The 23010-nt window shown below is 69.3% G+C and carries 23 protein-coding genes; 10 read left to right on the top strand and 13 right to left on the bottom strand.

What is annotated here, in order from left to right:
• Positions 1-10: 10 nt before the first annotated feature.
• The 6 genes from ACFV9G_RS10525 to ACFV9G_RS10500 form a co-directional block, all read right to left on the bottom strand.
• Positions 11-871: an HAD family hydrolase gene (locus ACFV9G_RS10525; protein WP_378727393.1), complete on the bottom strand. Its 861-nt coding sequence runs from the start codon at positions 869-871 to the stop codon at positions 11-13.
• The gene (gene serS, locus ACFV9G_RS10520) at positions 868-2139 is read right to left on the bottom strand and encodes a serine--tRNA ligase (protein WP_378727392.1); all 1272 of its coding nucleotides are present in this window, start codon (positions 2137-2139) and stop codon (positions 868-870) included. Before serS ends, ACFV9G_RS10525 begins: the two co-directional genes overlap by 4 nt.
• A 61-nt stretch (positions 2140-2200) precedes the next feature.
• Positions 2201-2620, bottom strand: coding sequence for a hypothetical protein (locus tag ACFV9G_RS10515; RefSeq protein ID WP_378727391.1), 420 nt, complete (start codon positions 2618-2620; stop codon positions 2201-2203).
• Positions 2617-3237 carry a nucleotidyltransferase domain-containing protein gene (locus ACFV9G_RS10510; protein ID WP_378727390.1) on the bottom strand — a complete coding sequence of 207 codons (621 nt, stop codon included), beginning with the start codon at positions 3235-3237 and terminating at the stop codon, positions 2617-2619. The genes ACFV9G_RS10515 and ACFV9G_RS10510 overlap by 4 nt, the downstream gene beginning before the upstream one ends.
• A gap of 137 nt (positions 3238-3374) precedes the next feature.
• Positions 3375-4055 (bottom strand): peptidoglycan-binding protein, encoded by a 681-nt coding sequence (locus tag ACFV9G_RS10505; RefSeq protein WP_378727389.1) that lies wholly within the window; start codon positions 4053-4055, stop codon positions 3375-3377.
• 116 nt (positions 4056-4171) lie between these two features.
• Complete coding sequence (locus tag ACFV9G_RS10500; RefSeq protein WP_378727388.1) at positions 4172-6892, bottom strand: calcium-binding protein; 2721 nt, start codon at positions 6890-6892, stop codon at positions 4172-4174.
• Between the two features lies 1 nt (position 6893).
• On the opposite strand from ACFV9G_RS10500, the gene ACFV9G_RS10495 reads away from it, so the two are divergent.
• Positions 6894-8465 (top strand): YegS/Rv2252/BmrU family lipid kinase, encoded by a 1572-nt coding sequence (locus ACFV9G_RS10495; protein WP_378727387.1) that lies wholly within the window; start codon positions 6894-6896, stop codon positions 8463-8465.
• A 406-nt stretch (positions 8466-8871) separates the two neighbouring features.
• Here the strand turns inward: ACFV9G_RS10495 and ACFV9G_RS10490 are convergent, their stop codons facing one another.
• Positions 8872-9282 (bottom strand): DUF4446 family protein, encoded by a 411-nt coding sequence (locus ACFV9G_RS10490; RefSeq protein ID WP_378727386.1) that lies wholly within the window; start codon positions 9280-9282, stop codon positions 8872-8874.
• 24 nt (positions 9283-9306) lie between these two features.
• Between ACFV9G_RS10490 and ACFV9G_RS10485 the strand changes: the two genes are divergently transcribed.
• The 8 genes from ACFV9G_RS10485 to ACFV9G_RS10450 all read left to right on the top strand — a co-directional run bounded on the left by ACFV9G_RS10485 (position 9307) and on the right by ACFV9G_RS10450 (position 16453).
• On the top strand, positions 9307-10146 hold the full coding sequence (locus ACFV9G_RS10485) for a prephenate dehydratase (protein WP_378727385.1): 840 nt from the start codon (positions 9307-9309) through the stop codon (positions 10144-10146).
• Positions 10147-10149: 3 nt separating this feature from the next.
• Positions 10150-10827, top strand: a complete 678-nt coding sequence (gene larB / locus ACFV9G_RS10480; RefSeq protein ID WP_378727384.1) for a nickel pincer cofactor biosynthesis protein LarB — start codon at positions 10150-10152, stop codon at positions 10825-10827.
• Positions 10824-12047: a nickel pincer cofactor biosynthesis protein LarC gene (gene larC, locus ACFV9G_RS10475; protein WP_378727382.1), complete on the top strand. Its 1224-nt coding sequence runs from the start codon at positions 10824-10826 to the stop codon at positions 12045-12047. Before larB ends, larC begins: the two co-directional genes overlap by 4 nt.
• Positions 12048-12158: 111 nt before the next feature.
• Positions 12159-12761, top strand: coding sequence for a TMEM165/GDT1 family protein (locus ACFV9G_RS10470; protein WP_378727381.1), 603 nt, complete (start codon positions 12159-12161; stop codon positions 12759-12761).
• 25 nt (positions 12762-12786) lie between these two features.
• Complete coding sequence (locus ACFV9G_RS10465; protein ID WP_378727380.1) at positions 12787-13989, top strand: arginine deiminase; 1203 nt, start codon at positions 12787-12789, stop codon at positions 13987-13989.
• Between the two features lie 103 nt (positions 13990-14092).
• Positions 14093-14464 carry a cyclic nucleotide-binding domain-containing protein gene (locus tag ACFV9G_RS10460; protein WP_141802178.1) on the top strand — a complete coding sequence of 124 codons (372 nt, stop codon included), beginning with the start codon at positions 14093-14095 and terminating at the stop codon, positions 14462-14464.
• Positions 14465-14595: 131 nt separating this feature from the next.
• Complete coding sequence (locus ACFV9G_RS10455; RefSeq protein WP_378727379.1) at positions 14596-15483, top strand: adenylate/guanylate cyclase domain-containing protein; 888 nt, start codon at positions 14596-14598, stop codon at positions 15481-15483.
• 97 nt (positions 15484-15580) lie between these two features.
• Positions 15581-16453 carry a GyrI-like domain-containing protein gene (locus ACFV9G_RS10450; protein ID WP_378727378.1) on the top strand — a complete coding sequence of 291 codons (873 nt, stop codon included), beginning with the start codon at positions 15581-15583 and terminating at the stop codon, positions 16451-16453.
• A gap of 122 nt (positions 16454-16575) precedes the next feature.
• On the opposite strand, the gene ACFV9G_RS10445 is transcribed toward ACFV9G_RS10450, so the two are convergent.
• The 5 genes from ACFV9G_RS10445 to ACFV9G_RS10425 form a co-directional block, all read right to left on the bottom strand.
• Positions 16576-17514: a DUF5926 family protein gene (locus ACFV9G_RS10445; RefSeq protein ID WP_378727377.1), complete on the bottom strand. Its 939-nt coding sequence runs from the start codon at positions 17512-17514 to the stop codon at positions 16576-16578.
• A gap of 112 nt (positions 17515-17626) precedes the next feature.
• Entirely contained in the window at positions 17627-18397 is a 771-nt protein-coding gene (locus ACFV9G_RS10440) for a glycerophosphodiester phosphodiesterase (protein ID WP_378727376.1), read from the bottom strand.
• 48 nt (positions 18398-18445) lie between these two features.
• Positions 18446-18826 (bottom strand): DoxX family protein, encoded by a 381-nt coding sequence (locus ACFV9G_RS10435; protein ID WP_378727375.1) that lies wholly within the window; start codon positions 18824-18826, stop codon positions 18446-18448.
• Between the two features lie 45 nt (positions 18827-18871).
• The gene (locus ACFV9G_RS10430; RefSeq protein ID WP_378727374.1) at positions 18872-19588 is read right to left on the bottom strand and encodes an SDR family NAD(P)-dependent oxidoreductase; all 717 of its coding nucleotides are present in this window, start codon (positions 19586-19588) and stop codon (positions 18872-18874) included.
• Entirely contained in the window at positions 19585-20355 is a 771-nt protein-coding gene (locus ACFV9G_RS10425) for a hypothetical protein (protein ID WP_378727373.1), read from the bottom strand. The genes ACFV9G_RS10430 and ACFV9G_RS10425 overlap by 4 nt, the downstream gene beginning before the upstream one ends.
• 193 nt (positions 20356-20548) lie before the next feature.
• Between ACFV9G_RS10425 and ACFV9G_RS10420 the strand changes: the two genes are divergently transcribed.
• Positions 20549-21928 (top strand): lytic transglycosylase domain-containing protein, encoded by a 1380-nt coding sequence (locus ACFV9G_RS10420; protein WP_378727372.1) that lies wholly within the window; start codon positions 20549-20551, stop codon positions 21926-21928.
• A gap of 6 nt (positions 21929-21934) precedes the next feature.
• Here ACFV9G_RS10420 and ACFV9G_RS10415 read toward each other — a convergent pair whose 3' ends face one another.
• Positions 21935-22951: an NADP-dependent oxidoreductase gene (locus tag ACFV9G_RS10415; protein ID WP_378727371.1), complete on the bottom strand. Its 1017-nt coding sequence runs from the start codon at positions 22949-22951 to the stop codon at positions 21935-21937.
• Positions 22952-23010: the final 59 nt, after the last annotated feature.

Here is a 23010-nt window from a genome sequence, read left to right as displayed (position 1 = left end):
GCTGAGACTCTCAGAACCAGCGGGAGAGTTCCAGCGCCGCGCCGTCGTCGGCGACGTGGGCGGTGACCGCGTCGGCGACGGCCTGGACGACGTCGGGGGCGTTGCCCATGGCGACGCCGCGACCGGCCCACTCGAGCATCTCGACGTCGTTGCGGCCGTCACCGATGGCGAGTACGTCGGCCGGTTCGAGGTCGAGCTGGTCGCAGACATAGGACAGGCCCGATGCCTTGGAGACGCCGACCGGGGTGAGGTCGAGCCAGGCGGTGTAGCCGACCACGTAGTCGATGCCGTGCAGACCGAGCTCGCGGCCGAGGGCGAGGAAGTCCTCGGGCGTCGCTTCGGGGTCGCGGATGATCACCCGGGATACCGGGGCGGCAACCATCTCCTCGACCGGGGCGACGAGATTCTCACCGCCACCCAGCTCGCCCGGCGGGAACGGCCTGTTGAACCGGTAGCCGACGCCGCGGTTCTCGACCGCGACCAGCACGTTCGGCCGCTGCGCCAGGATCTTCTCGACCGCCTCCCGGGCGTCGAAGGTCTCTTCGTGCACCACATCGACCGGCGGGTAGCGAAGCACCACCGCCCCGTTGGAGGCGACGATCCACAACCGATCCGCGCCCTCGTCCGGAATCCCGAGCAGATCGGCGATCCCGGTCATCGAGTGGGCGGAGCGACCGGAGGAGAGCACCACGTGGGCACCGGCGTCGTAGGCCCGGCGGACCGCGTCCCGCACCTTGTCCGAGAGGGCCTCGGAGGTCGTGCCGGTGCCGTCGACCCAGCCCAGCAGGGTGCCGTCGATGTCGAGCGCGACGACCTTAGGCTGCCAGGCGGCCTCACCGGGCCGTGCGGTGCTGCTCTCGGTCGCGCTCACTTCTGGATCGGCTCCAGGACCTCGCGGCCGAGCCACTTCTGCAGCGCCTTCGGCACCCGCACCGAGCCGTCGGCCTGCTGGTGGGTCTCCAGGACGGCGACGATGGCGCGGGTGATCGCGGTGAGCGTGCCATTAAGGGTGGCGACGGGCGTGGTGCCCGTCTCCGTCCGTTCGCGGATGTTGAGGCGGCGCGCCTGGAAGGTGGTGCAGTTGGACGCCGAGGTGAGCTCGCGGTACTTCCCCTGAGTGGGGATCCACGCCTCGCAGTCGAACTTGCGCAGCGCGCTCGGACCGAGGTCGCCCGCGGCGACGTCGATGACCTGGTAGGCGAGCTCGAGCTTGTCCAGGAACGACTTCTCCCACTCGAGGAGACGCTGGTGCTCGGCGTACGACTCCTCGACGGTGGTGTAGACGAACATCTCCACCTTCTCGAACTGGTGGACCCGGATGATGCCCTTGGTGTCCTTGCCGGCCGAGCCGGCCTCCTTGCGGAAGCACGAGGAGAAGGCGGCGTAGCGCCGCGGGAGCGTGTCGGCGTCGAGGATCTCGTCGGAGTGGTAGGCCGCCATCGGCACCTCCGAGGTGCCGACGAGGTAGAGGTCGTCGTCCTCGATCTTGTAGACGCCGTCGTCGACCTGGTCGAGGAAGCCGGTGCCCTCCATCGCCTCGGGACGCACCAGCGCCGGCGCGATGACCTGGGTGAACCCGGCCTCGCGGGCCTGCTCCATCGCCAGGTTGATCAGCGCGAACTCCAGCTCAGCGCCGACCCCGGTCAGGAAGTAGAAGCGGCTGCCCGAGACCTTGGCGCCACGCTCGAGGTCGATCGCGCCGAGCAGCTTGCCGAGCTCGACGTGGTCACGCGGCTCGAAGCCCTCGGCCTCGAAGTCGCGGGGCTTGCCGACCTTCTCGATCAGGACGAAATCGTCCTCACCGCCGGCCGGAGCGTCGTCGGCGAGGTTGGGGATGGCCTTGAGAGCCTTCTTCCACTCCTCCTCGGCAACGCCCTGCGCCGCGTCGGCCTCCTTGACGGCTGCCGCGAGGTCCTTCACCTCGGCCAGCAGCTGCTGCTTCTCCTCGCCCTTGGCCTGGGCGACCTTCTTGCCCATCTGCTTCTGCTCGGCCCGCTTGGCCTCGAAGTCCGCGATCGCCGCGCGCCGGGCGCTGTCCGCGGACAGCGCCCGGTCCACCACGTCGGAGGACGCGCCACGGCGCTCCTGCGAGGCACGTACGCGGTCGGGGTCTTCGCGGAGGATGCGCGGGTCGATCATGCGGCAAGGCTAGTCGACCGGACCACCAGATCTCACTTCAGTAACTGAGCGTCATCAGAGGTCAACCCCTGCGTACGACTCCGGTCGCGAACTCGACGAGGTATGACGCGGAGCGAAGGGCTGTTTTGAGCGAACTCCCCGAAAGGCTGATGACGCCGTACTGGGCGGCGTCCTTGATGTCGAGCAACTGGTCGAGCTTCTTGGCCGCCTCCCGCCCGGCGGGTTCGATCTGACGGACCAGATCGAGCGCGGCCTTGTGGTCCTGCCCCCTGGAGCGACGGCCAAGCGCAGCACAGCAAGCGGCATCAGCCGCTGCGATACCCGCCAGGACGGCCAAGGAGCCGGCGACGTTGCCCTCAGCAGGCGTGTCGACCGGCTCCAGGAGCTCCGCCACCTCGAGGAACTTGCGTGCCTGCTCCAGTCTCGAGGCGGCCTCGACGTGACCGCAGGTCGCCGTACGCTGCTCCCGCCGCGGGCTCACCCCGCCGGCCTCGCGGGCAGAACCGGGTCCTTCGTCAAGGACACCGCGTCGCGTCGCAGCTCCGCGACGATCGGTGCTTCGCGTTCCACCATCTGCTGGATCTCCCCCCGAGTGGCTTGAATGATGCTCGCCCGATTGCCGGACCAACGCATGATCGCCTGCGCCAGTCCGTCGACTGAGTCTGACCAACTCTCGTCCTCGGCATCGATGTCGTCGGGGCGTACGACGAACACGTCGACGTCCGACTCCGCGGTGCCGTCACCTCGGGCAGCGGACCCGAAGACGGCGGCTGCAGCCGACCGTATGGGCCAAGACTCGAGGTTCTCACGGATCCGCTGGAACAGCCTGGTCCGCAACGCCGCCAGCACGACCACGGCTTCGGCTGCGACATGCTCCCTGTTGAGGGTGTAGAGGTTGGCCGAGCCTGCCGTAACGACATCGACCAGGCCGTGTTCGTCCATCCGATGGAGCAGCCGCTGGACACCGTGCTGGCTCCCACGGCCCGCCAGCCGTTGAATCTCCCGGCCCGTGAGTGGCTTGGTTGTCCCCGCGAGAACTGCAAGCACCCTTCCATCGAGCGATGGAACGACGGCGGCAGTCGGATCTGAGAGGTCCACTCGACAAGTGTGACACTTATGGGGATCGCTTGACACATATTTGTGTCAAGCGATCCCCATGGGATGTCTCAGTGGACGTGGATCGACCTCGGCAATGTCCACCTAGAATCTCGCCGTGGCTGGCTCCCAGCCGCGAATCACCAGTAGACGGGGCTGGTCTTGCCGCAGGGGCGCAGCCACGAGCGGTAGACCTTCACGTCGGTGAAGTCGTAGGCGTAGGAGTCGCTGGTGTAGTACGAACCACCCGTGTAGGTGATGTAGGAGGCCGATGTCGCGTACGACTTCGGGAAGCCGGACGGGTTCGACGCCGTCGAACGCGTGCCCTTGCTGGGGATCGAGCCACGGATCACCGGGTCCGCGAGGGAACCGCTGGTCTTGATCACGGCCTGCTTCCACCCGGTGCTGCGCTTGTTGGTGACGGTGTAGCGCACCGACTGACCACCGCGGACGATGACGCAGGCATACCAGTTCGCGGTGGAGCTCGAGGAGACGATCGTGCCGGCGCCGGACATGCCCGACTTGATCTTCGACCACGTACGCGACCCGACGACGCCGTCGGCCGACAGCCCCTTCGCCCGCTGGTAGTTCTTCACCCGGGCGGTGGTCGCCGACCCGAACGAACCGTCCGGCCTGAGCCCACCGAGCACCTTCTGGAGCAGCGTCACGCAGCTGCCGGTGTTGCCGGGACGTACGGTCTTCGGGCTGCTGATCGTGCAGCTGACCGCGGCCTCCGCCGGCGCCGTGCCCGCGTCCACGGCCACCAGTCCGCCCGTTGCCACGGCCACTGCCGCGACCATGCCGCCAACGCGCAACCGCATCGATGTCTTCACTTGTTCGGTCCCCTCTGGGTCGATTCGCATGCTCGGTAAGTAAAGGCGCATGGTCGCAGGCCGGCGGCGTCGCCCGAACCCGTACCTCTCCCGTACCTCCGTGGCTACGGAATGCGGACGCGCCGCTCGACGGACGAGCCGCTGTCGCTGCCGGTGCCGCCGTCGCCGAAGTCACGGCCGTAGCCGCCGACGAGCCGGTCGTTGCCGGAGTGCCCGTAGAGGGAGTCGTTGCCCGAACCGCCCTCGATCCGGTCCGAACCACCGAGGCCGACCAGCTTGTTGGCTCCGCTGTTGCCCCGCAGGACGTCTGCGTAGTTCGTGCCGGTCAGCCGCTCGAAGGTCAGCAGGCGATCCGCTCCCGCTCCCGTTGACTGGGTCGAGGTCGTGTTGAGGGCAACCTTCACGCCGTTGCGTACGTTCGAGTACGCGACGGTGTCGGTGCCCGAGCCGCCCTCCGCGCGGTCGTTGCCGAGGCCGGGGAAGATCGTGTCGCTGCCGCCTCCACCGAGAAGTACGTTGGCGCCACCGTCACCGACGAGACGGTCGGCGTACGGGCTGCCCGTCAGGTTCTCCATCCCCGTGAGGGTGTCGCTGCCGCCACCCCCGGTCGCGCGGGACATGGTCGCGGTGACGGGATTGTCGGCAGTGAAGTACGAGGCCGTGTCGACGCCGGTGCCGCCGTTCAGCGAGTCGTCGCCGGCGTTGCCCGCCAGCAGGTCGTCGCCGCTGTCACCGCGCAGGGAGTCGGTGTTGTTTCCGCCCTCCAGCGTGTCGTTGCCGCTGCCACCCTCGATCGAGTCGTTGCCTGCGTCGCCCTTCAGCCGGTCGTTGCCGCCTCCGCCGAGAACTCGGTCGTTGCCGGCCTCGCCGACGACGGCGTCCGCACCTTCTCCGGCATTCACGGTGTCGTTGCCGGGGCCGGCCTTGACCGTGTCGTTCCCGTCCCCGCCGTCGATGGTGTCAGCGGACCCGACGGTGGGGCTGTAGTAGTTCTCGTCGCCGTAGATCTCGTCCGCGCCCGCCATGCCGCGGATCGAATCGGTGCCCGCGCCGCCCGCCAGGTAGTCGCGCCCGGCGCCGCCCTCGATGAGGTCGTTCCCAGAACCACCGTTGACGCGGTTGAACTCCGCTGCACCGTAGATCTTGTCGTCGCCGGCATCACCTGAGGCGTCGAGCGAGCCCGAACCGCCGTGGATGACGTCGTTGCCGTTGCCGCCCTCGGCAACGCCGCCGAACTCACCGACGTGGATCGTGTCGTTGCCGTCCTGGCCGTAGGCGCTCTGAGACCACGTCTCCGAGTCACCGAGGCGAATGGCGTCATCGCCCAGTCCGCCCCTGATGACGGCACCTGCTTCCACGGCGGTCAACGTGTCGGCGCCATCGCCACCATCAATGGTGTCGTGACCGAACCGGCCGCCAGTGATCGTGTCATTGCCGCTGTCGCCATAAAGGCTGTCGAAGTCGTCCGGAGAAAACTCGTTCGGAAGAATGGTGTCGTCCCCTGAGTCCCCATGGATGACATCGGAGCCCGAACTGTCATCGATCCGATCGTTGCCGTCACCGGCGTTGACGGAGTCGTCTCCCGCGCTTCCGCTGATCACGTCGTCACCGATACCCCCGTGGAGTTCGTCGTTCCCCTCCCAACCCCGGACTCTGTCATCGCCCGCGCCTGCATCAATCTGGTCGACGTCACGCCCACCGTCGATCGTGTCGTTGCCGTCACCAGCGACGACACGGTTGGCGCCGTTGCCGACATCGAAGGTGTTGTCGCCGCTCGTGCCGGTGATCACGTCGGCAAAGTCTGTTGCCTCCACAGCCTCGAACCCCGCGAAGGTGGCGTCCCAGTCGGTGCCACCTGACGCCATGTCGAGCTTGATGCCCTTCGTGGAGCCGGAGAGGCTGAGGGTGTCGATGGCGTCGTCCGACGAACCAGCGTCGATGACGTCACCGCCCGCACCAATCGCCCTGACATGGATGTCGTCAGCACCGTTCTCGCCCTGAATGACGTCCGCGCCGAGCCCGTTGCTACTTGAGGATGCAAGGTCGTCGCCGTCTCCCAGGTAGATCTGGTCGTCACCGGCTTCGTTGTGAACGGTGTCGTCACCGGCGCCGGCGTGGATGACGTCATTCCCAGCGCCGCCGCGCGCGATGTCATCACCGGCGCCACCCCAGAAGGTGTCGTTGCCGTCGCCGCCCTCAAACCAGCCCGCACCAGACTCCACGTAGTGAACGTCGTCTCCCGCGCCGCCATTGGCAGCGAACTGTTGCCTCGTGGAGCGGATGACGTCATTCCCCGGTCCCGCGTCGATGGACCCACTCTCACCGACGATCGTGTCGTTCCCGTCTCCCGCCTCGACCCGGTTCCCATAGGCGGGGTACACGACATCGTCGCCTTCGCTCGCCGCAATCGTGGCAATGCCCGACCCCGCGACGCAGATGATGTCGTTACCGCCGAGCGCATCGACCGAGTGATCGTCCGGCACGAAGATCACGTCGTCCCCCTCGGTGGGCACCTGACCCTCGACCGAGAGATCGACGGTGACGGGCTTGCCACCGCACTCACCTTCTGCCGCGGCGGCGGAGCCGGCGAGGAGACCACCGACACCGAGGGCGACGGCGGGTACGGAGAGCAGCCCGATGAGGGCGTACGAGGAGGCGCGAGAGCGCATGAGAGACCTCACAACGACGAGGGACCGAGGGGTGCCGGCGCCGACCCGAATCATGCGCGGAGAGCGAACGATAGCGCTTTCCATCAGGTCCTGCGTGCGACTTTGGGCGGCCTGTTCATTCACTGTGTGGATCACGTTTCGCGCATACTGACTCATCGTGCTTGATCTCTCGCGCCGTGCCCTGCTGCTCTGGGCGGCCTCGCTGTTCGCTCTGTGCGCCCTGATCGGGATCGCGGGGATCAACGGGTGGCCGCCGGTCTCTACGATCGACGAGCTCGGCCGGGACGCGACGGCGGTGACGGCGGAGCACGGCTGGATGCTCGACTTCGGGCACATCGTCGAGGTGGCCACCGAGTGGTATCTCGCCGTCGGCGTCGCCCTCCTGGTCGCCGCGGGACTGTTCCGGAAGTATCCACGCGCCGCGGTCTACGTGCTCGGCGTCGTGGTGATCACCCTGGTCGTACGCCGCGGGGTGGTGCTGCTCGTCGACCGGGACCGGCCCGTGTGGCAGCTGACATCGTGGCTGCACGAGTCACCGGCGTACCCGTCCGGTCATGCGACCGGGATCGCGGTGCTGGCGGGCGTGATCGCGGTGGTCGTGACGATGTTCGTACGCCGCCGCGGCATCCGCCGCCTGGCCTACGCCGGTCTCATCCTGCTGGTCGTGCTCGTCGCCGCCGACCGGGTCTTCCTCGGACGCCACTACCCCTCCGACGTGCTCGGCGGGATCCTCTTCGCCGCGGGCGCCGTCTTCCTCGGCATGGCCGTCTACACGCCACTGCCCGCCTCGCACGCGCTGGGGCGGCGGCCGCTGGTCGACTCGGTGCGTGGCAACCGGAGGATCGCGGTCGTGCTCAACCCGATCAAGGTCGAGTCGGTCGAGCACTTCAAGACGATGGTCACCACGATGGCCAAGGAGTCCGGCTGGAAGACGCCGACCTGGCACCTGACCACGGTCGACGACCCGGGCAGAGGGATGGCGCGAGCGGCCCAGGCGGAGGGCGCCGACCTGGTCCTCGTGTGTGGCGGCGACGGCACCGTACGCGAGGTCTGCTCCGCCCTGGCCGGCACCGGCATCGCGGTCGGGATCGTCCCCGGCGGCACCGGCAACCTGCTCGCCCGCAACCTGTCGATCCCGCTCTACATCCGCGCGGCGATCGACGTCGCGCTCACCGGGCAGGACCGGGCGATCGACCTGGTCGAGGTCTCGGGGGACAACCTCGACGACACCAACTTCCTGGTCATGGCCGGGATGGGCTTCGACGCCGCGATCATGAGCGGCGTCAACGAGGACATCAAGAAGCGGATCGGCTGGATGGCGTACGTCCTCTCCGCCTTCAAGAGCCTGATGTTCCCGGCGATGCGGCTGGAGATCTCCGTCGACGACGGAGAGTTCACCAGGCACCGTGCACGCACGGTCGTGGTCGGCAACGTCGGCTATCTCCAGGCGAACATGCCCCTGCTGCCGGCGGCCGCGCTCGACGACGGCCTCATCGACGTGGTGCTGCTCTATCCGCAGCGGTTCTGGTCCTGGCTCCCGCTCGCGGCCCGAGTGCTGAGCAAGCGGCCCCGCACCGACAATCTGATCAACCGGATGACCGGTGCCAGCGTCGTGATCCGGACCAACCACGACCAGCCGCGCCAGCTCGACGGCGACACGATCTCCGAGGGCCGGGAGCTGCGGATGCAGTGCCTTCCCGGGCGCCTCCTCGTCCGCGTGCCACGCTGAGGACGAGTCCCGATTCGGTCCCGAATCTAAACGACACGCGACGAGGTCGAACGTCCCGAGAATCAGGGTCTAAAGTCCCGTTTCTCGCGTGCTTTCGGTGCGTTTGGCATCGATTCTCGAGTCGATCCGAGGCGACTCGCCGACACAGATGTCTTGTTGACAAGTAAATATTCATAAGGTGTCTGACACGACTCGGCGTCAGCCCAGTCGGCGTCTCCCGCTGGGCTCAAGCCTGACTCCGGCGGGCGACGTGGCAAGACCCACACACTGGTCGGAAATCCCCCGCGACCAGTGGTCGACTCCCGGGCCGTCCCACCCGCAGCCCGGGTTTGAAAGCCGGCACGCTCGGAACGGTTCCCCCGCCACGCCCGAGCGTGCCGGTGTCGTTTTCGCCGTGGATCCGGGATCAGCTTCTGGGCTTGGCCTGCTGGACGGCCTCGGTCTCCTCCGGCGACATCAGCTGGGACGACTTCCAGCCACTGATGCTCTTCGCGTACGACCTCGCCTCGGTGCGGCCGTGGATCGAGGTGAGCACGACCCCGTCGCCGTTGTCGTCGAGCAGCGCAAGGCACCAGCTCAGGTGACCGCCGGCGTCGCCGAAGGCGTCGAAGCGCACGACCGCGAGGTGGCGCAGGTTCATCGCCGACTCGGCGCGCAGGGCCGCGACCTCGGCGCGCAGACCGGCGACGTCGGTCGGGAGCGACTCGACGGCGGCAGGGTCGGGGCGACGTACGTCCTTCGTCTTCTGCCAGGCCGCTCCGGCGAGGACCAGAGCGGCGATTGCTGTCAGCAGAGTGAGAATGGCAAGAGCGAGCACATCGGGCGAATCTAGACTGTCGACGTGTCCGAGCCACAACGCATCGCCTATCAGGGCGAACCAGGGTCCAACTCACACATGGTGTGCCAGCGGCACTACCCCGAGCTGGAGTCGGTGCCGTGCGCCTCGTTCGAGGACGTCTTTGCGACCGTCGAGGCAGGTGAGGCGTCGCTGGCGATGATCCCGATCGACAACTCCCTGGCCGGGCGGGTGGCCGATATCCACCACTTCCTCCCCGAGTCCAACCTGCACATCATCGCCGAGCACTACCTGCGGATCCGGTTCCATCTGCTCGGCCTTCCGGGCGCCCATCTCGACGACATCCGTACGGTCCACTCCCACGTCCACGCGCTGGGCCAGTGCCGCAACATCATCCGCGAGCACGGGTTCACCCCGGTCGTCTCCGGCGACACCGCCGGCGCCGCGCGCGAGGTGGTCGAGGCCGGCGACCCGACGATGGCCGCGATCTCCCCGCCGCTGGCGGCCTCGATCTACGGCCTGGACGTCCTCGCCACCGACATCGAGGACGCCGACCACAACACCACCCGGTTCGTGGTGCTCTCGCCCGACTTCATCCAGGCGCCGGCCGACAACGGTCCGGTGGTGACCTCGTTCATCTTCAACGTACGCAACCTCCCGGCGGCCCTCTACAAGGCGCTCGGCGGCTTCGCGACCAACGGCGTCAACATGACCAAGCTGGAGTCCTACATGGTGGGCGGGAAGTTCACCGCCACCCAGTTCCTCGCCGAGGTCGACGGCCACCCCGACCAGCCGGGGCTGAAGCGTGCCCTGGAGGAGCTGGCCTTCTTCACCACCGACGTGAAGCTGCTGGGGGTCTATCCCGCCGACCCGGCGCGGTTCTGAGTCATGCCGGACGACGAGCCGACCGCCGACCTCGGGTTCGCCCGCGTCGACCTCGACCGGGAGCGCCGCACCGGTGACCCCGAGGTCGTCTACGCCGACGGCAAGACGCCCGAGCAGGTCGTCGCGATCCTTCGCCGACTGCATGAGGCGCATCCCTCGCGCGCCGTCCTGGCCACCCGGGTCTCCGCCGAGGCGGCCGCCCTGGTCGCGGCCGAGCTGCCGACGGCGGACCACGATGCCGAGGCGCGCGCGGTCACGCTCGGGCCGCTGCCGACCCCGCACGGCCGGGTGTGCGTCGTCGCCGCCGGGACCTCCGACGGACCGGTCGCGGCCGAGGCCACGCTCGCGGCCCGGGTCCACGGGGCCGGAGTCGAGCGGATCACCGACGTCGGTGTCGCCGGGATCCACCGGCTGATGGCCGTACGCGACCGCCTCGACGACGCCGACTGCCTGATCGTCGTCGCGGGGATGGAAGGTGCGTTGCCCTCCGTGGTCGGCGGGTTGGTGGGAGTGCCGATGATCGGGGTGCCGACGTCCGTCGGCTACGGCGCCTCCTTCGGGGGGCTGGCCGCACTGCTGGCGATGCTCAACTCGTGCGCTCCCGGCGTGACGGTGGTCAACATCGACAACGGCTACGGCGCCGGGGTCGCCGCGGCTCGGATCGCGCGGCGGGCCCGGTGAGCGTCGTCTGGGTCGACGCCTCCGCCGGAGCGTCGGGCGACATGCTGCTCGGCGCGCTCGTCGGCGCCGGTGTCCCCATCTCGGAGATCGCCTCGGCGGTGGACGCGGTCGCCCCGGAGCCGGTGGATCTCGCCGCTTCGCAGGTGACCCGTGGCGCCCTGGCTGCGACGCGGTGTCATGTCTCGATCGCCGACTCGGTCCACCATCGGACCTGGACCGACGTCCGGGTGCTGCTGACCGACGCCGCTCTGGACGACGCCGTGCGCGACCTGGCGCTGCGGGTCTTCGAGCGGCTGGCCGAGGCCGAGGGCGCCGTCCACGGGATCTCTCCCGACGAGGTCCACTTCCACGAGGTCGGGGCGCTGGACGCGATCGCGGACGTGGTCGGCGTGTGTGCCGGGTTCGTGCACCTGGGCGGCACCGAGGTCGTGGTCTCCCCGGTGGCGGTCGGCTCGGGCTCGGTCCGGGCCGCTCACGGCACTCTCTCGGTGCCGCCGCCGGCCGTGGCGCGGCTGCTCACCGGCGTACCTTCCTTCGCGGGGCCTCCGGGGCATCCGCAGATGGAGATGTGTACGCCGACCGGCGCCGCGCTGCTCACCACCCTCGCGACGTCGTGGGGCGACCAGCCGCCGATGGTGACGAGCGCGATCGGCGTCGGAGCCGGCGGGCGAGATCCGGAAGGCTGGTCGAACGCGCTGCGGCTGCTGATCGGAGAGGCTGCTGGGCCGCCGCCGGCATCTCCCGCCCCTGAAGACGAGCTCGTCGTCGAGGCGAACATCGACGATCTCGAACCTCGGCTCATCCCCGGGGCGCTTGACGCGCTCCTCGCCGCAGGGGCGCACGACGCCTGGGTCACGCCGATCCTGATGAAGAAGGGCCGACCGGCCTACACGCTTCACGCGCTGACCCCGCATGCCGCCGCCGAGGCGGTTCGGCGGGTGTTCTTCCGGGAGACCTCGACGATCGGCGTACGCGAGCACGAGGTCGTCAAGCGCGCCCTGCCTCGCGAGATGCTGACCGTGAGCGTCGGCGGACACCCGATCGCGGTCAAGGCCGCCCGCCTCGACGGCGAGGTCGTCAACATGCAGCCCGAGTGGGACGACGTCGCCCGCGCCGCTGCCGCTCTCGACCGCCCCGCGATCGACGTACTCGCAGAAGCCAAAGCCCTCGCCGAGGCGTCACCGCGGTCGGCCGAAGCGTCACCCCCGTCGAGCGAGTAGGCAGCCGGCGACGCCTCGACCGGCGTACCTGACGCCTCGGCCAACGCAAGCGACGCCTCGGCAGGGTGCGAGGATGAGGGCCGGACGTAAAGGAATGGAACGGAACCCCTGATGGACATCACCGTCGTCGCGCTGGCCTTCGCCGCGATCTTCGTCGTCGAGCTCCCCGACAAGACGTTCCTGGCGACCCTGGTGCTGTCGACGAAGTACCGGCCGATCTTCGTGTGGCTCGGCGTGGGCGCGGCGTTCGCGGTCCAGACGCTCATCGCGGTGGCGATCGGCGGGGTGGCCACGCTCCTCCCGACCGACCTGATCCACATCGTCGCTGCTCTGCTCTTCCTCGGCGGCGCGGTGTTCCTGTTCATCGAGGGGCGCCGCCACCACGGCACCGCGACCGAGGACGACGGCAGCGAGTTCGCCGAGAAGGCCAAGGACGTACGCGGCTTCCGCCAGGTCCTGGCCAGCTTCATGGTCCTCTTCGCGGCCGAGTGGGGAGATCTCTCCCAGCTGCTGAGCGTCTCGCTCGTGGCCCGCTACCACGACCCGGTCTCGGTCTTCATCGGCTCCTGGGCCGCGTTGCTGGCGGTGTCGGGGCTAGCGGTGCTGCTGGGACGTACGCTGCTCCGGTTCATCAAGCTGCACGTCCTGCACTACGTCGGAGCCGTCGTCTGCCTCGTCCTGGGCATCCTGACCCTGGTCGAGGTGTTCGCCTGAGCGGAGGTCGCCTAGGCTGCCCGGCATGGTAGAACTTGGCGCCGACAGCGAGGTCGGACGACTGCGTACGGTCATGCTCCACCGGCCCGGCCGGGAGCTGACCCGGCTGACGCCGCGCAACAACGACAAGCTGCTCTTCGACGGCATTCCGTGGGTCAAGCGGGCCCAGGACGAGCACGACGCCTTCGCGGCCGCGCTGCGGGATCGCGACGTCGAGGTGCTCTATCTGACCGACCTGCTCACCGAGACCCTCGAGGTGCCCGAGGCGCGGAAGCTGGCGCTCGAGAACGTGCTGGGCTCGCTCACCCTCGGCGACACCCTGCGGGACTACCTGAGCGGTGCCCTCGCTGACGCCGGACCGGCCGAGCTGACCGACCACCTGACCGCGGGCATCCGCAACGACGAGGTACGCGGCGGCCACGGTCTGGTCACCAGCCTGCTCGCCCACGACGACTTCCTGATCGACCCGCTCCCCAACCTGCTCTTCACCCGCGACTCGTCGGTGTGGATCCGGGACCGCGCGACCGTCACGAGCCTGGCGATGCCTGCTCGCAAGCGTGAGACCGCGCTGACCGAGCTGATCTACCAGTTCCACCCGCGCTTCCGGGACAGCCCGCGGCTGCACGGCGCCCACCTGGAGCATGTCGAGGGTGGGGACGTACTTCTCCTGGCTCCCGGGGTGGTCGCGGTCGGGGTCGGGGAGCGCACCACCCCCGCGGGGGCCGAGCGGCTCGCCCGCCAGGTCTTCGCCGAGGAGCTCGCCCACACCGTGCTCGCGGTGCCGATCGCACAGGAGCGCGCGACGATGCACCTGGACACGATCGCCACGCTGGTGAACACCGACAAGATGGTGATCTACCCGAACGCGGTCGACTCGCTGGTGGCCTACGCAGTGACCCCCGGCGCCGATGGCGGCCGGCTGAACATCGCGGCCCCGCGCCCGTTCCTCGAGGTCGCCGCCGAGGCGATGGGCATCGACAAGCTCCACCACGTCGACACCGGCCTCGACCCGGTCGCCGCCGAGCGCGAGCAGTGGGACGACGGCAACAACACCCTGGCACTGGCGCCGGGCGTGGTCGTGGGCTACGAGCGCAACACGCAGACCAACGAGGCCCTGAAGGCCGCCGGGATCGAGGTCATCGCGATCGCCGGCTCCGAGCTGGGCTCCGGTCGCGGCGGCCCGCGATGCATGAGCTGCCCGATCGCCCGTGACCCGCTGCCCGCATAGGCAACCGAACCCGCGGGTAACCCCTGTAGACGAACATCGTTGAACTCTGTAACTGTCGTCACATCACGACAGGCACCCCACAGCCGACCCGAAGGAAACCCTCGTGACCGAGTCGTTCTTCTCCATGTTCACGCCCAAGGAGATCGCGCACATCAGCGCCACCGGCACCCGCGTGCACCTGCCCGAGGGCTGGTCGCCGATCTGGGAGGACACCCCGCCGGACAAGGCCTACATCATCCTCGACGGCACCGTCTCGGTCCGCCGGGACAAGGAGGAGATCGCCCAGTGCGGTCCCGGCGACATCATCGGCGAGGCGGCGATCCTGCGCGGGTCGCTGCGTACGGCCTCCATCGTCGCCCTCACCCCGCTCGACCTGATCCACCTCAGCGCCGACAAGCTGCAGCAGCTGTCCGTCGAGATGCCGTCGTTCGCACGGGCGCTGGACAAGGTCGCCAAGGAGAGGTTCGGCTCCTGACGCTCGACGATCAGACTGACGAGGGCCTCGGCCAGGGCCGCAGCCGTGAGGCAGACATCGAGCTGGCCGAGGCGCTCTCCGTCGTCGAGTCCTTCGTCCTCGGCCAGACGCCCACGCTGACCCGCGTCGAGGTGGCGGATGCCGCCGGCGTACCGATGGAGGTCACCGAGGACCTCTGGCACCACCTCGGCTTCCCGCATGCGGGCGAGGACGAGATCGCCTTCACCGAGGCGGATGTCGACGCGTTGAAGATGACCGCCGAGCTCGTACGCCTCGGCGTGCTCAGCGAGGACCGGCAGGCCGCGCTCGTGCGGACCTGGGGACGGTCCTACGCGCGCCTGGCCGAGTGGCAGACATCGCTGCTGGCCGAGGTCGCCCGGGAGCGGGGCGGCGACGAGGTCGAGGACCTGGTCGCGCTGAGCGCGCAGGTGCTGCCGCTCGTCGAGTCGCTGCAGGGCTATGTCTGGCGCCGCCATCTGGTCAGCGCCGCCCGGCGGATGCTCACCGTCGCGGACGCCTCCGCGGTGCCGCTGGCGGTCGGCTTCCTCGACATCGTCGGCTACACCGCCCGCTCCAAGCGGCTCAGCGACAAGGAGCTGGTCGACTGGGTCGAGGAGTTCGAGGACACCTGCTCCGACGTCGTCGTCGAGCACGGCGGACGGGTGATCAAATACCTCGGCGACGGGGTGTTCTTCACCTTCGAGGACGTCGAGGCCGCAGCCCGGACGGCGCTCGAGCTGGCCACCCTCGGGGAAGACAAAGAGAGCGCGTTTCCGCACGTCAGAGCCGGAATCTCCTACGGCGACGTGGTGCTCCGGCTCGGTGACGTCTTCGGCCCGACGGTCAACATCGCCGCCCGCCTGACGACCCTGGCCCGGCCCTCGTCGGTGGTCATCGACGAGAACGCCGCCGCCGCGCTCGAGGACGTCGACGGCTTCCAGGTCGAGAAGATGCGGCGTACGAGCGTGAAGGGCTACTCCCGCCTGCAGGCGTTCCGGCTGCGTTCGCGGTCCGACTGAACCGGGCCGATCGAACCTGGCCAGACTGAATCTGACCAGAAAGGTCGGGCCCGGCGGGGTGCTCCCGAGCCAGGCTTGATCGCGAAAGGAGGACCACATGATCGGAACGCTCAACACCCTGGTCGACCTGGTCGAGGCAGAGCTCGGCGACGGGCTCACCGGCGAGGTGGACGTGGCCCGGGTCGCCCGCGACCACGGCACCACCGAGTATCACCTGCGCCGGATGTTCTCGGCCCTGGCCGGGATGCCCCTGTCCGAATACGTACGCCGCCGCCGGATGACCCTGGCAGCGGCCGACCTGGTGGGCGGTGCCCCTGACCTCCTGGAGGTCGCGGTGCGCTACGGCTACGGCTCGACCGAGGCGTTCGGGCGCGCGTTCCGTGCCGTGCACGGTTCGGCGCCCGCCGACGTACGCCGATCCGGTGGTCCGCTACGCACACAACCCACGCTCAGGTTCCGCCTGAGCGTCGAAGGGAGCACCCCGATGGACGTCACCATCAACGACATGCCCGAGCTGCGGCTGGTCGGCCACGCCACCAAGGTCCCGCTGATCTACGAGGGCGTGAACCCGCACATCCAGGCACACATCGCCTCTCTCGAGCCTTCGGAGCACGTTCGGCTCAAGGAGCTCAACGACACCGATCCGCGCGGCATCCTCGCCGTCACCGAGTCCCCGTCGCCCGATGCGCCGGAGGGGTCGATGATCACGTATCTGCACGGGGTCGCGGTCACGCCGTCGGCGTCGGTGCCGGAGGGGCTGGACGCCATCACCGTGCCGGCCGGCTCCTGGGCGGTCTTCGCCTCCAGCGGCCCGCACCCCGAGGCACTGCAGCAGCTCTGGGCCGCCACCGCGACCGACTGGTTCCCGTCGAACCCGTGGCGGCTCCGCCCCGGCCCGTCCGTCCTGCGCTACCTCGAGCTCACCGAGACGTACGCGTCGTGCGAGCTGTGGTTGCCGGTCGAGCGGTGAATGTTCACCGAGGCGATGTCCTGAGCCTGTCGAAGGGTAACTCGGTGAACGGTCGCTTCCCTCGCGGAACTCCGCGAAGTAGGTGAGTGCTGACCGAGGTACCTCGGTCAGCATCCACACCGTCAGCGGATGGTGACCTGACGGTTGGCGAGCCCGGCGCGAGCCGAGCGGACCTCCGGGGTGATCTCGGAGTCGTCGGCGAGGGCCTCGTCGAGCAGCTTCTTGAACGCCACCGCAGGCTCCTCGAGCGCCTCGGCGCCGGTGCCGACCGGCAGGTCCCAGACGGGGGCGAGCAGACCGTGGGCACGGAACATGCCGACGAAACGGGCGTCGGGGACGATCACGTCGTCGCCGGTCACGTGCAGCCGCGCGAGCGCGGTCAGCAGGGCGTCCTCGGGCTCGGGCATCACCCAGCGCAGGTGCTCCTTGGAGCCCACCGAGGTCCAGTACGCAGCCTCGACCGAGGTCAGTCGCGCCGTCGGCAGCACCGACTCGTTGGCGTGCTCGAGCGCGTGCTCGAAGTCGCCCTTGTCCTCGACGTCCGCGAGCCACCAGTCGAAACCCTCGTGGACGTTGACGTCCAGCGACGAGTCGGTCACCAGGTCCTGCAGACGCGGGCCCTCGCCCGGCGCCGCGGTCAGGCCGAAGATGCCGGACTCGTCGGCGGCACGCGCCTCCAGCGCCTGGAGCAGTGCCGCGGCGATGTCGCGCGACACGTCACCGTAGTTGTGCTGCACCTGCAGCCCGGCCCAGACCTCGCCCGAGTCGCGGGACATCGCCGGCGCGGCGCCGGGCAGCAGGGTGCCCAGCGTGACGGGGGTCGACTCGAAGCCCTTCACCGTCAGCGACACCGTCGCCGAGGGCACCAGCTCGCGCAGCGCGACCAGGTCGCACTCGCCGGGCAGGCCCTCGAACGGGCGCCCCACGAACGCGCCGCCAGCGGCACCGTGGCACGCCTTGTAGCGCTTGCCGGACCCGCACGGGCAGGCCGCACGCGGGTTGGGACCGTCCGTCGGGGCCGCAGCCGCCTGACGGTTCTTGACTCGGGACTTCTTGGCCACGTCCGAACCCTAACCTGCCGGGCCCGTTCCCCATGTAACACGTCGTTCGTAGGACTACTCGCCCTATCAGAACGACCGGATAGTCCTACGAACAGCGTGTTACACGCGCGCCTCAGCGGCCGAGCAGCTCCAGCATGAACCCCGGCCGGTCGGTGATGACCGCCTTGACCCCGAGGTCGAGGCAGAGCTTGAGCTGCTCCTCGGTGTTGACCGTGTAGACGTGGAGGTTGCGGCCCTTCGACGCCAACCGCCGCCCGAGCTTCGGGTGAGCGGTGAGCATCTCGATGCCCGCGCCGAGCCACCAGTCCGGGCCGATCGCGTGCCGCAGGAGCGACCAGTTCGCGGCGCGGTCGATGAGCTGGACCAGAGGTACGCCCGGTGCCAGCCGCTCCACCCGCTGCAGTGCCGTGAAGGAGAAGCTCATCACCCGCACCGGGCTGCCCGGGCCCGCCCAGCCGAAGTCGTTGAGCACGTCGACCAGGCGGCCCTCGGTCAGCCCGCCGTAGCGCGTGGGGTGCTTGGTCTCGATCGCCATCTCGACGTGCCGGCCGTAGTCCCGCACGACCCGCAGCAGCCGGTGCAGCGTGAGCACCCCTCGCATGTCCCGGTCCGGCGGCTCGTCCTCGCCGTCCCAGAACCCGTTCTTCCAGGCCGCGAAGTCGATCGCCTGCAGCTCGGCGAGGGTCATCTCCGAGACCAGCCCACGCGCGCCGATCCGGCGCAGATGCCGGTCGTGCACGCAGACGAGATGACCGTCCATGGTCAGACGTACGTCGCACTCCAAGGCGTCCGCACCCGCATCAAGGGCTGCGACGTACGCAGCCAGGGTGTGCTCTGCGATCTCATGACTGGCGCCGCGATGCGCGACCACCTGGGGCCTCATGAGGAGATTGTGCGGCATCGAGGTCCGCTCGTCTCGCGACACGAGCGATCAGAGCGGCACGACCTCGAGCCGACCGATGGCGACGAAGGCCGCCAGCGACCAGAAGACGAGGTCACCGACGGCGGCACCCCACTCCCTGCGGATGATGCGAGTGGTCGTCGCGCCGGTCATCAGCAGCACCAGTCCGAGAGCGGCGAGCGGCACCAGCCACGTCGCGACCCCGGTCACGGCGGGCAGGATCAGCCCGGCGGCGGCCAGCAGCTTCATCACGCCGACGACCTTGAGGAAGCCGTCGGGGAAGTCATCGGCGTAGCGCCACCCGTCGAACGTGTTGCGGAACCGCTCCTTCGACAGCAGCAGCATCGCCAGTCCACCGGCCAGGAAACCGGCAGCGAGAAAGATCGTCACGATCCACAAGATGATGTTCATGCCAACCAGGACGAGGTACGCCGCCGTCCCGTGACATCACTGACATCACCGCCCGCCGGTCACCCGCAGTGTCGTCGCGGTGACGTACGAGGCCTTGTCGCTCATCAGCCAGGCGACCGCCTCGGCGACCTCGTCGGGCGAGCCCGCACGGCCGATCGGGATCTGGGGCGCCATCCGCGCGATCCGGTCGGGGTCGCCGGTGTTGGCGTGCATGTCGGTCTCGGTGAGCCCGGGAGCGACCGCGACGACCCGGATGCCGAGCGGGGCGACCTCGAGCCCGAGACCCTTGGTGAGCGCGTCGATCCCGGCCTTCGCGGCGGCGTAGTGGACGTACTCCCCCGGTGATCCGAGCGTGGCGGCACCCGAGGAGATGTTGACGATCACGCCACCCTCGGCGAGCGCCGACACCGCTGCTCGGGCGACCAGCGTGGGACCGACCAGGTTGACGGCGTACGTCCTGCGGATCTCGTCCGCGGGAGTGTCGACGAGGGGTGCGTAGCGGTAGGTCGCGCCGGCGTTGTTGACCACGCCCGTGAGCGGACCGGCGGTCTCGAAGAGCGCGGCGATCCCGGCGTCGGTGGTGATGTCCGCGCTCACGATCTCGCAGGAGACGCCCTGCGCCCGGACCTCGTCCCGCGTCGCCACGGCAGCAGCCTCGTCGGAGAGGTAGCCGAGCACGAGGGAGTGGCCCTCAGCAGCCAGCAGACGAGCGACAGCAGCACCGATCCCGCGGGTGCCTCCGGTGATGAGAGTCCGTTTCACACCCGAAGGGTGTCACGCAGCCTCCACGCCACCAACGCCAGTGCCAGCACTCCGGCGAGCGCCCAGCCGGCGGGGTAGTGCACCGCAGGTTCGTTCCAGCGCTCGTGGAAGTAGACCAGGTGCGAGGAGAGCAGCCCGGCGTCGACCGATCGGCCCTCCTGGATGAGTACGCCGATGGCGACCAGCACGGTCAGCAGCGTCTGCATCGCCCAGCCCAGGATCCAGGCGGGCACCCAGGCGACGAGATCGACGGCGCGGCGTACGGAGGTCACGAGCACGGTCACCAGCGCGGCCGCCAGCAGCGCGTCGATCACCGACGACGGCAGCTCGCCGGGGAGCATCCCGTCGAGCCAGAAAGGTACGCAGACGGCCGGCGCGGCCAGCATCGGCGCCCGCAGCACGCACGGGCCGAGGCTCGCCGCGATCCCGGCGGCGAGACCGGCGGCCGTCGTGATCGCGGCGATGGCGATCAGGTGGGTCAGCATCGACGGGTCGGTCGCCACCGGTCCGGCAGCGAAGGTCAGCCCCAGGAAGGCCGCGGCCACGACACCGGTGCCGGCGAGCACGGCACTGAGCAGCCGGCGGTCCGGACGCAGCCCGGCGGCGAGCCCACCGAGCGCGGCGGCGAGCAGCGCGAACGAGACCAGCTCGGCGACCATCGGGGCGAGCAGCAGCGGCTGCGGCTGGACGAGCTGGGGCAGGAAACCGACACCCCACCCCGCGGCCGCGACCAGCGGAACCATCCACAGACGAGTCCGTTCAGTCATGTCGTCCACGGTGACAGGCGCAAGGTGAGACCAGGCGGCGTATCGAGGAACACCAGCCCAACGTCAGGTGGCTCGACCGTGGCCGTTCATCACCAAGGTGGGGGGATTTTTAATTGCACGGCGCAGAAATGGGATACCTGGGTAGGCTCAGGGGACGGACACGTACCCCACGCGTGGAAGAGGTGAGACCGGCATGACCAAAGAACCCCGAAAATTCTGGGCCAGAAGCATCAGTACAGCGGCGCTGACCAGCATCGGGCCTCGGGCCGTTGCCGCCGTCGCGCTGACCGCTGCCTTCGCGGTCGCGGCCCCGACCGAGGGGAACCTCGACACCGGTCATCAGCAGCCTGAGCTGCCCGATCCGGGCGCTCTTCAGGACCCCCTCGGCATCGCCGGCGGCCTGGGTGGCGTGAAGAACCTGACCCCGACCGACGCCGTGAGGCTGGCCTCCAACGCCGAGGAGCTGTCGATCCCGCCGGTCGCCCTGGCTGCGTACCAGCGCTCGGCCACCGTGCTCAACGACGCCGACGCCTCCTGCCGCATCGACTGGGCGCTGGTCGCCGCGATCGGCATGGTCGAGAGCAACCACGGCCGCTTCGGCGGCAGCGAGCTCAACTCCAACGGTCTCGCCCTCCCCGCGATCATCGGCCCGCAGCTCAACGGCGCCGGCAACTTCGCGGCAATCCGCGACACCGACAACGGCCTCTACGACCACGACACGGTCTACGACCACGCGGTCGGCCCGATGCAGTTCATCCCCTCCACCTGGACCATCGTCGGCACCGACGGTGACGGCGACAACCGCCGCGACCCCCAGGACATCGACGACTCCGCCGTTGCCACCGCTGCCTACCTCTGCGCCGGCACCGAGGACGTCAGCACCGACTCCGGCGCCCAGTCCGCGGTCTACCGCTACAACCAGAGCGATACGTACGTCGAGGCGGTGCTGAAGATCGCGGGGCAGTACCGCAGCGGCGAGTTCCCCGGCTCGCCGAGCGTGGACGGGTCCACCTCGTCGATGCGGCCCACTGCCTCCCCGCTCCCGGTCACCTCGAACACCGTCAAGCCGACGACCAAGTCGGAGACCAAGGCCGCGCCGGTCAAGACTCCGGTCAAGGATCCCGTCGAGAGTCCGGCGCCGAGCAAGTCGCCGTCCCCCACCGGCAACAACACGGGCGGCTCCGACCCCGACGACAACTCGTCGGGTGGCGAGACCGAGTCGCCGACGCCGACCCCGACGCCCACCCCGACTCCGACGCCCACGGATCCGCCGACCACGGAGGAGCCGGAGCCTGTCGCCACCGTCGAGAGCCGCTGCAAGGACGCCATCGCGGTCGTATACCCGAGTGTCACCTCGGAGAGCGACAGCGCGACCTACGACGCGGTGCTGAATGCTTGCACCACCGCCCAATACGAGACCGCGATTCCCACCGTGGCCGAGGCCGAGACGTTCGTGGCGAGCCTCTACAACCCCGACGACGAGGCGTATCCCAACCTTCCCGCGCCGGCCAAGGACGACACCGGAGCGGCGCCGCCGGAGGACACCTCGTCGGCGTCCTCGGGCGGCGAGTGAGCCGGGTCAGCTGACCTGGATCACCGTCTTGCCGAAGTTCTGACCCCGGAGCATCCGGTTGAATGCGGCAGGCGCGTTCTCGAGCCCCTCGGTGATGTCCTCGCGGTAGCGCAGCTTGCCCTCGGCCAACCAGCCGGCCGCCTCGGTGAGGAACGCCTTCTGGTGATCGCGGACGAACTCGTCCTGGATGAAACCCCTGATCAGCAGCGACTTGTTGAGCACGTGCCGCATCAGACCGGGCGCTCGGTCGGGCCCCTCGGGAGCGGCGGTGTCGTTGTAGTGCGCGACGATCCCGCAGACCGGCACCCGGGCGAACTTGTTCAGCCGCGGCAGCACGGCGTTCCACACGTGCCCGCCGACGTTCTCGAAGTAGACGTCGATCCCGTCCGGGACCGCCGCCTTCAGCTGCTCCTTGAAGTCGGGCGCCCGGTGGTCGAGGGCGGCGTCGAAGCCGAGCTCGGTCAGGTGCGCGGCCTTCTCCGGGCCGCCGGCGATGCCGACCGCGCGGCAACCGAGGATCTTCGCGATCTGTCCGACCGTGGCGCCGACGGGACCAGTCGCAGCCGCCACCACGACGGTCTCGCCGGGCTTCGGCTGACCGATCTGGGTCAGCCCCGCGTACGCCGTGAACCCCGGCATCCCCAGCACACCCAGCGCGGTGGAGACCGGCGCGAGGGACGGATCGAGGCGGCGGGTGTGCTTGGCCGGCGCGACGGAGAACGCCTGCCAGCCTCCGTACGCCAGCACCACGTCGCCGACCTGCCGCGACGGATCGCGCGACTCCACCACCTCGGCGACCGTGGCGCCGGGCAGCACGTCGCCCAGGGCGGTCGGCTCGGCGTACGACGGCGCATCGCTCATCCGCCCGCGCATGTAGGGGTCGAGCGAGAGGAACTTCGTACGCAGCAGCACCTCGCCGTCCGCAGGCGTCGGCACCTCGGAGGTGGCGATCGAGAAGTCCTCGGCGGTCGGTTCACCGATCGGGCGGGCGCGGAGCAGGATCTGGGTGTTGGTGTCGGTCATCCCGCCATGGTGCCTCACCGTGGCAGGCTTGCTTAATAACAACTAAACCTATTGACTTA

Source organism: Nocardioides sp. NPDC059952, assembly GCF_042730435.1.
In the GTDB taxonomy this organism is placed as follows: Bacteria; Actinomycetota; Actinomycetes; order Propionibacteriales; family Nocardioidaceae; genus Nocardioides.
This window is presented reverse-complemented; position numbering and strand designations above follow the sequence as displayed.

Bases quoted from the DNA above. Each gene is read 5' to 3' on its own strand.
- ACFV9G_RS10435 (WP_378727375.1), bottom strand. From the start codon at position 18,826: ATGAACATCATCTTGTGGATCGTGACGATCTTTCTCGCTGCCGGTTTC.
- serS (WP_378727392.1), bottom strand. From the start codon at position 2,139: ATGATCGACCCGCGCATCCTCCGCGAAGACCCCGACCGCGTACGTGCC.
- ACFV9G_RS10505 (WP_378727389.1), bottom strand. From the start codon at position 4,055: ATGCGGTTGCGCGTTGGCGGCATGGTCGCGGCAGTGGCCGTGGCAACG.
- ACFV9G_RS10465 (WP_378727380.1), top strand. From the start codon at position 12,787: ATGGTAGAACTTGGCGCCGACAGCGAGGTCGGACGACTGCGTACGGTC.
- ACFV9G_RS10500 (WP_378727388.1), bottom strand. From the start codon at position 6,892: ATGAGTCAGTATGCGCGAAACGTGATCCACACAGTGAATGAACAGGCC.
- ACFV9G_RS10425 (WP_378727373.1), bottom strand. From the start codon at position 20,355: ATGACTGAACGGACTCGTCTGTGGATGGTTCCGCTGGTCGCGGCCGCG.
- ACFV9G_RS10450 (WP_378727378.1), top strand. From the start codon at position 15,581: ATGATCGGAACGCTCAACACCCTGGTCGACCTGGTCGAGGCAGAGCTC.
- ACFV9G_RS10470 (WP_378727381.1), top strand. From the start codon at position 12,159: ATGGACATCACCGTCGTCGCGCTGGCCTTCGCCGCGATCTTCGTCGTC.
- ACFV9G_RS10415 (WP_378727371.1), bottom strand. From the start codon at position 22,951: ATGACCGACACCAACACCCAGATCCTGCTCCGCGCCCGCCCGATCGGT.
- ACFV9G_RS10440 (WP_378727376.1), bottom strand. From the start codon at position 18,397: ATGAGGCCCCAGGTGGTCGCGCATCGCGGCGCCAGTCATGAGATCGCA.
- ACFV9G_RS10420 (WP_378727372.1), top strand. From the start codon at position 20,549: ATGACCAAAGAACCCCGAAAATTCTGGGCCAGAAGCATCAGTACAGCG.
- larB (WP_378727384.1), top strand. From the start codon at position 10,150: ATGCCGGACGACGAGCCGACCGCCGACCTCGGGTTCGCCCGCGTCGAC.